Genomic DNA, 7,359 nt, shown 5'->3' on the forward strand with positions numbered 1-7,359 from the left:
CGGGCTCTGATCCCGTCCCCGTCCTCTCGGCCCCCTCCCGCGGCCCACGGGCGCACGAGCGCCCGCCCGCGCCCTCGCGAGTCCGCGGTAGTCGGGCGCGACCCCGGCCGTCCGCGCCTGGTCGGCGGGAGGCGGGCACACGCAGAACCGCCGCCGTCGAGGGGACGACGGCGGCGGTTCTGCGCGCGGGGAGCGGGTCAGGTCACGGCGTGCAGGCCACGTTCCCGATCAGGTCCTTCCCGGAGTTGGAGCAGCTCAGCATGTTGCCGCTGGTGGACCAGTTGGACGGCTGGTGGAGGTAGACCACCGCGTCGCTGGTCTTCAGCGCGAGGTTGCCGCTGATGGTGTTGTCGTTGCCCGAGCCGTCGGCGCGGGTGATCACCTGGTAGCCGTAGGTGGTGGTGCCCGCGGCGGAGTTGCCCGCGGCCAGCCAGCTGTTGCCCGAGACCAGGATCAGCGAGACGACGTCCGAGGCGAGCCGCGATCCGCCGAGGACCGTGTTCCCGATGATGTCGCCGTCGAGGGTGCCCTCCTTGGCCTCGATCGGCTCGGCGCCGGTGTCGCTGATCGCGTTGTCCACGACCGCGATGCGGGCCGTGCGGTCAGGGTTGCAGCTGTTGTACTCGCACCAGTTGCGGTCGGAGGTGCCGACGTAGACGCCCTCGCCGTACTTGGCGGAGACGAGGCCGGTGCGGCGGATGGTGCTGCCGACGATCAGGGAGTCGGTGGTCTGGCTGCGGAAGTGGACCGCCTCGTAGCCGATCTCGCTCACCGTCAGGCCGGCCATCTGGACGCCCTTGCTGGCGAGCACCTGGATGCCCTGGAAGGAGCTGCGGACCGAGAAGCCCACGAGGTGCACGTCGCTCACCGTGTTCAGGATGAGCGCGGTGCCGCTCGAGGTGGATCCGGAGGTGAGGACCGCGTTGGGCGAGCCGCAGATCCAGATCGACCCGGGCTGGGCGGCGGTGCCGCGGAGGGCGAACTTGCCGGTGTAGACGCTGTCGGCCAGGCGGATGACGTCGCCGGAGGAGGGGTTGGTCAGGGCCGTGACGAGCTGCGCCGAGGTCGACACCGTCTTGGTGGCGGCGGGGCAGTCGAAGGCCGCGAGCAGCGAGGCGCGGGAGGCGAGGATGTCGGCCGAGGTGGTGGCCGACTCCTTCAGCCGCGAGTCGCGGCCGGCGTCGTCGGTCGCCGTGACGGTGTACGTGTAGGCGCGTCCCGCCTCGGCGGTCTCGTCGCGGTACTGGCGCACCGGGTCGGCGACGGTGCCGACGACCGTGTCGCCGGAGCCGTCCTCGTTCGAGCGGTGCACGTCGTACGAGACGACCCGCGAGCTGAAGGGCGCGTCCCAGGCGACGGTGTAGCCGTCGGTCAGGGGGGAGAGCTCCACGGCGTCGGTCGCGAGGCCGTCCTCGGCGAGGACGAACGCGTCGATGATCAGGTTCTTGTCGGTCGACTTGGAGTTCTTCGTCCCCGTGTAGGAGATGGTCACGGTGTGCGTGCCCTCGGCGAGGTCGGTCGTCTCGTAGACCGGCACCTGGTACTGCGCGGTCGAGCTGTAGCGGTCGACCTTGGTGACGGGTCCGCCGTCGACCGAGACCGCGGCGATGCCGGAGGAGGAGGTCTTCCGGCTGATCCAGCGCCACGACGTGCCGACGAAGGTGAACTTCACCGATCCGGCGGAGGTCAGGTACTTCATCCCGCCGCCGCTGTCGCCGCCCGCCATCGATCTCCACGAGCCGGTGTACTGCAGCGCGGGGTCGGTCTCCTGCACGAGGAGGCTGGTCGCTCCGGAAGGATCGAGCACGGGGCCGTCGTCCTCGCCGCCGCCGGTCTCGTCGGTCGGCTCCTCGGTGGCGGGAGTCGCGCGGGTGATGTCGAACGCGTCGATGACCAGGTTCTTGTCGCTCGCGGAGCTGTTGGCCGTGCCGCTCCAGGCGATCTTGACCGTGTGGACGGTGTCGGCGAGGTCCTTCTTCGTGAACACCGGGACCTGGTACGCCGTGGTCTTCGTGTACCGGTCGACCGAGGTGCTCGCGCCGTCGACCGTGACGGTGGCGATGCCGGCGGAGGCGGTGGTGCGGCTGACCCAGCTGAAGCCGGTGCCGCGGAAGCTGAACGAGACGGAGCCGGTGCTGTTGAGGAACTTGATCCCGCCGCCGCTGTCGCCGCCCGTCATCGTGCGCCACGAGCCGCTGTAGGTCAGCGAGGAGTTCGTCTCCTGGATCCGCGTGCTCTGCCCGGCGCCCGGGTCGAGAGTGGCCGCGGAGGCGGCGGGCGCCGTGAGGGGGGCGACCAGGATGCCGAGAGCGGCGATCAGAGCGGTGGTGAGGGAGAGGCGTGCGCGTCGTCGGCGAGGGCGGGTCGGGTCTGGCGTGGTCTGAGGATTCACGATCGGCTCCGGGTCTTCGAGGGGGCGTCGGGGGCGGTTCGAGGGGGCTGCTCAAGGGGGTGGTGCTGGTCCTCCCGACGCTATAGACGGGCCTTGCGACTGATGGCTGGATGAGACGGATTCAGGTTGTAGTACCCCATTCGGGCGTGGTGGTCGGGCTCATATCAGCGATTCCGCTGAAGGACTGGCGGACCGCCGCGCATGCGTGTATACGAACGGTCACACGCGCTGTCGACGACGGATCGGAGGGCGGATGCCGGATCGGGAGGGGACTCCGGGAATGCCCGTCCGCGGAATGGACGAGGGGGAGTGCTGCTCGGTCGAGGAACGGCGACCCTACCCGGCGACTCTGGACACGGCCCCGGGCCGGGCCGCTGGGCGAGAGAATTGACCGGGCGTTCACCGGGCCGACCCCTCGCCGAAACACTGCGATGATGGGCTCTCCACTGGTGATCGCCGTCGCACCCGCGTCGCGGATCACCCGCCGCGGGCGAGCGGCGGTCCCGACGAGAGGGAGGACGCGATGGACACGGCCACGACCGCGACCGGCGACCGCCCGTCCACCCCGCCGTCCCGGGAGCGCCCGAGATGCCCCCGGGTCCGCGCTCGCACCGTGATCGGACGGCTCCTGCTCGTCCCCCTCGTAGTGCTCGCCCTCTTCGGCGCCGGGATCCCGCTCTACGTCACGCCCCCGATCGACCCGATCCCTGAGCAGGCGGACGCGGTCTTCGTGCTGGGCCCCTCCACGAGGGCACGAGTCGAGTTCGCCCGCCGGATCATCACCTCCGGGGCGACGGACACGATGGTGCTCTCGGTCGGCCCCGGCGAGATGAACGCTCCCTACGAGGCCAAGAAGTACAAGAAGTGCAACGAGCCCGGCGGCGACGTCCTCTGCTACTCCGCCGACCCGCTCACGACCCAGGGAGAGGCCCGGCAGCTGCGCGACATGGCCGAGCAGTACGGCTGGGACCACGTCATCGTGATCACCAACGCCTCCCACCTCGTGCGCGCCGAGATGATCATCGAGCGCTGCTACTCCGGCGAGCTCTCGATGGTGCCCTCGGGCGAGCCGATGGGCCTGGACTACCTGGTGAACCAGTACGTCTACCAGACCGGCGCGTTCCTCAAGGCCTTCCTGGTCACCAACGGCTGTTGACGCGAGCACTCCTCCTCGAGCCGCCGAGCCCGCCTGCGCTAGTCTGCCCGGGGCGCCATCGGCCCCGAGCCCGCTCCTGCGGAGCCCGGCCGGCCCGGCCCACGACGGCAGCGCGGCAGGAGGATCGACCGGGGAGACCCGCGACGCTCCCCGCTCCGCACCGGTCACCCCCACGCGAACCCCTCCGAAAGGCCCGCCCGTGACACCTGCCCGATCGATCTTCGCCGTCGGCCGCGGCCAGTACGAGAACATCGGCGACATCATCCTGCGTCGCCAGCTCCTCGACTGGCTCCGCGAGTCGGGTCCGCTCCACGTCTACGTGGGCCACTCGCCGTGGGGCTACGACGACGGCCTGCGCCTGGGCCCGGACGACACGGTGTACCGCTCGCTCCTGCGCTGGTACGCGGCGCTCGCCCGCGAGGCCCTCGCCGGCCGGGCGAACTCGGTGTTCAAGCCGGGGGAGATCCAGCTGACCCTGATCGGGATGAAGGAGCACCTCGTGATGCTCCCGGGCATCGCCCTCGTGCGCCTCGGCGGCGGCCGCGTGATCCGCGCCGGCGTGGGCACCCGCAACTTCGCCCCGCTGCCCCGCGCGATCATGTGGCCCTCGATGGCGCTCTCGAGCTACACCCGCTGGCGCGACGACAAGACGGCCGGCTACATGCGCGTCGGCGCCGCCATGCCCGACCTCGGCTACGGCGAGGGCTCGAGCGACGCGGAGCTGACCGCGTTCGCCGCGCAGCCCGACGAGGAGCGGCGCGTTCTGGTCCTCTCCCTCCGCGAGGACCACGAGGTGGACGCCCGCCCCTACCCCGAGCAGGAGTGGCTGGCCGCGATCAAGGGCTTCGCCGAGCGCGAGGACCTCGACATCGTCGTGGTCACGCAGGTCGCCGTCGACGCCGAGCGCTCCCGCCGTCTCGCCGCCGACCTCGACGCGGACATCCTCGACTGGGATCCGGCGCACACCCACGACGAGCACGAGATCCTGCTGCGCGAGCTCTACCGCACGGCCCGCGTCGCGATGAGCGACCGGCTGCACGTGATCATCATGGCGTTCACCGAGGGCGCCGCCCCGGTGAGCCTGCAGATGGACGGATCGACGAAGGCCTCGCGCCACTTCGAGACCATCGGGATCCACGACGTCACGGTCGACATGTCCCGGACGACCCCGGCCGCCGGCGTCGAGACCTTCTCCGCCGTGGTCGCCCGCCGGAGCGAGCTGCTCGAGAAGCTGCTCGTCGCCCGCGGACGCCTCCGCGGCGTCCGCGACGACATCCAGGCGCTGCTCGCCGTGCCGCCCCGCAGCCGCCCGGCCGCCGCGGCAGCCCCTGCCGGCCCGAAGACGCGGGTGTACCACGTCGGCCGCAGCGGAGAGGTCCCCGGAGGCATGACGCAGGTCGTCAACGGGTACCTCCGCTGGCCGTTCGAGCGCTCGGACGTCCGGGTGATCTCCTCCCGGACCGCTCCGGGCGAGCACGTCGCCGCGGCCCGCCTGGCCGCCGGCGCCGCCGCCCGCATCGTCGCGATCGCGCGCCGGGAGCCCGGCGCCGTGATCGTCGTCCACCTCTCGGAGCGCGGCTCGTTCCTCCGCGAGGGGTCCCTCCTCCGCCTCGCGCACCGTCTCGGACTGCGCACGGTCGCCCACCTGCACGGCAGCGAGTTCGCCGCCTTCACCGCCGCGCACCCGCGCCTGGTGAAGGACGTGCTGCGCAGCGCGGACGAGATCATCTCGCTCTCGGAGGAGACCTCGGCGATCTGCCGCCGCTACGTCCCCGCCGAGCGCGTGCACCTCGTGCCCAACGCGCTCGAGCAGGGCACCCCGCGCGAGAAGACCCGCACCGTCGTCTTCGGCGGCGTCGTCAGCCACCGCAAGGGCGTCGACGTGCTGCAGAAGGCGTGGGCGCAGGTCGAGGGCAAGGAGGGCTGGCGCCTGCTTGTCGCCGGTCCGATCCGCGAGCCGGAGGTCGTCGACCGCGGCGTCCCGGGGATCGAGTTCCTCGGCTCGCTCGAGAACGCCCGCCTGCTCGCCCTGCTCGACGAGGCGTCCATCGCCGTCCTGCCCTCGCGCGACGAGGCGATGCCGATCTTCATCCTCGAGGCCCTCGCCCGCGACGCGGCCGTCGTCTCGACCGCGGTCGGCGGCATCCCCGAGGTCCTCGGCGACGGCTGCGGCCGCGTGGTCGCGCCCGGAGACGTCGAGGGCCTCGCCGCCGCGCTGACCGAGCTCATCACCGACGAGGACGCCCGGGCCGAGGTCGTCGAGAAGGCCGGGGCGCGCTTCCGCGAGCGCTTCTCCGCCGACGCCGTGTTCCCGCGGGTCGAGGAGGTCTGGCTCGGCTGAGCCGCCTGCGACTTCGCCCCGGATCGCGCCCCGGGCCCCGCTCCGGGCCTGGGCGGAGCCGCGGGAGCGTAAAATCGCTGGAGTCCGCGTCGCCGTGCCGTCGCGCGCCCAGCCGTCCGCTCCCGGACGCCTTCTCCCTCCATCCCAGAGAGGCTCGACCGTGGCCATCGCCGCCGACCCCGACCGCCGCCTGTGGACCCTGCCCCTCGCGCGCGCCGTGATCGCGGCGGTCGCCGGCTGCGTCGTCACCTTCTCGCCCGACCACGGGCCCGCCTTCGGCCTCGCCGTCTTCGGCGGCTTCGCGATCGCGACCGGCGCCGTCTCGCTCGCCCTCGGGCTCCGCAGCTGGAGCGGCCGGGCCCGCCCGCTCGCCCTCGGCTCCGCGGTGCTCACCCTGGTCGCCGGAGTCGCGGCGCTCGTCGCGCTCCCGGTCGCCAACCTGCTCTCCTTCGTCGCCCTCGTCGCCGGCTGGGCGCTGCTCTCCGGCTTCCTCGAGTTCTCGAGCGGCCGCCGCGGTCAGGGCCTCGCCGCCCGCGACTCCGTGATCGTCGGCGTCGGCACGATGCTCCTCGGCGCCGCCTTCGGACTCCTCCCGCCCCACCCCGTCGTCACCGTCGGCCTCCTCGGCGCCTACGCCGTGATGGTCGCCGTCTTCCTCGCCATCGCGGCGTTCTCGCTCAAATGGGCCGCCGGCGCCGACGCAGCCACCGGACACGATCCCGTCGCCCCCACGACACCGACCTCCGGAGGAGACCGATGACCGCCGAAGGCCAGCAGCCCGACCCCGCCTCTCCCGCAGACCGCGCCTCGGCGGCCGACCCCGCCTCTCCCGCCGACCGCGCCTCGGCGGCCGACTCCGCCCCGGCGCGCGACCCCGGCGAGTTCACGCCCCGCACGTTCCAGCCGACCCGCAAGGACCGCCTGCGCCCGCTCGAGCTCATCGGCTTCTCCGCGGTGATGGCGGCCTTCGTCGGCCTGGTCGTCATGCTCTCGACCCGCGAGCCGGTCGTCGCGCTCATCTCGTTCGGCGTCGCCTTCATCGTCGTGCTCGTCGCGATCGCCATGTTCTCGCTGACCTTCAAGCCGGACGAGGCCGAGATCGCGGACATCGACGAGCAGGACTCCGCACACTAGGCGAGGGACGGCTCCGCCGCTCCCAGTCGACCGGGAGCACGCCGCGCGGGCGGATAGTCCCTTCCGCCGCGCATGCTGATGGAGCAGCCCGGAGGGCGTCTCGAGATCCCGCCTGCGCACGCGGGCGCCGCTTCCGCGTCGGTGGTCGCGCGTAGCGTGCGGAGGGTGGCGGAGGCGATCGGGCGGTGGTGGCAGAGGCGGCGGTTCTCGCGCGGCGCCGACGTCCCCTACGCGGTCGGCACCTACCGGGAGGCCTGGGCGTCCTACCCCGTCCTGGTGCGGCAGTACCGGCCCGAGTACAACGAGGGCATCGTGCTCAGCCAGATCCCGCCCGCG

Annotated in this window: 5 protein-coding genes; 4 read left to right on the plus strand and 1 reads right to left on the minus strand. The window is 72.5% G+C overall.

Annotated features, from left to right (window positions below):
- Positions 1-202 precede the first annotated feature (202 nt).
- The gene (locus tag C5D09_RS13165; protein ID WP_104269489.1) at positions 203-2,392 is read right to left on the minus strand and encodes a hypothetical protein; all 2,190 of its coding nucleotides are present in this window, start codon (positions 2,390-2,392) and stop codon (positions 203-205) included.
- Between the two features lie 613 nt (positions 2,393-3,005).
- On the opposite strand from C5D09_RS13165, the gene C5D09_RS13170 reads away from it, so the two are divergent.
- The 4 genes from C5D09_RS13170 to C5D09_RS17880 all read left to right on the plus strand — a co-directional run bounded on the left by C5D09_RS13170 (position 3,006) and on the right by C5D09_RS17880 (position 7,023).
- Positions 3,006-3,548 (plus strand): YdcF family protein, encoded by a 543-nt coding sequence (locus C5D09_RS13170; RefSeq protein ID WP_146084859.1) that lies wholly within the window; start codon positions 3,006-3,008, stop codon positions 3,546-3,548.
- Positions 3,549-3,747: 199 nt separating this feature from the next.
- Positions 3,748-5,889: a glycosyltransferase family 4 protein gene (locus C5D09_RS13175; protein WP_104226626.1), complete on the plus strand. Its 2,142-nt coding sequence runs from the start codon at positions 3,748-3,750 to the stop codon at positions 5,887-5,889.
- A 160-nt stretch (positions 5,890-6,049) separates the two neighbouring features.
- Positions 6,050-6,649: an HdeD family acid-resistance protein gene (locus C5D09_RS13180; protein WP_104269490.1), complete on the plus strand. Its 600-nt coding sequence runs from the start codon at positions 6,050-6,052 to the stop codon at positions 6,647-6,649.
- Positions 6,646-7,023: a hypothetical protein gene (locus C5D09_RS17880; protein WP_258067008.1), complete on the plus strand. Its 378-nt coding sequence runs from the start codon at positions 6,646-6,648 to the stop codon at positions 7,021-7,023. Before C5D09_RS13180 ends, C5D09_RS17880 begins: the two co-directional genes overlap by 4 nt.
- The last annotated feature ends 336 nt before the right edge of the window (positions 7,024-7,359 follow it).

It is taken from the genome of Rathayibacter sp. AY1C9, from assembly GCF_002932315.1.
Lineage (GTDB): Bacteria > Actinomycetota > Actinomycetes > Actinomycetales > Microbacteriaceae > Rathayibacter.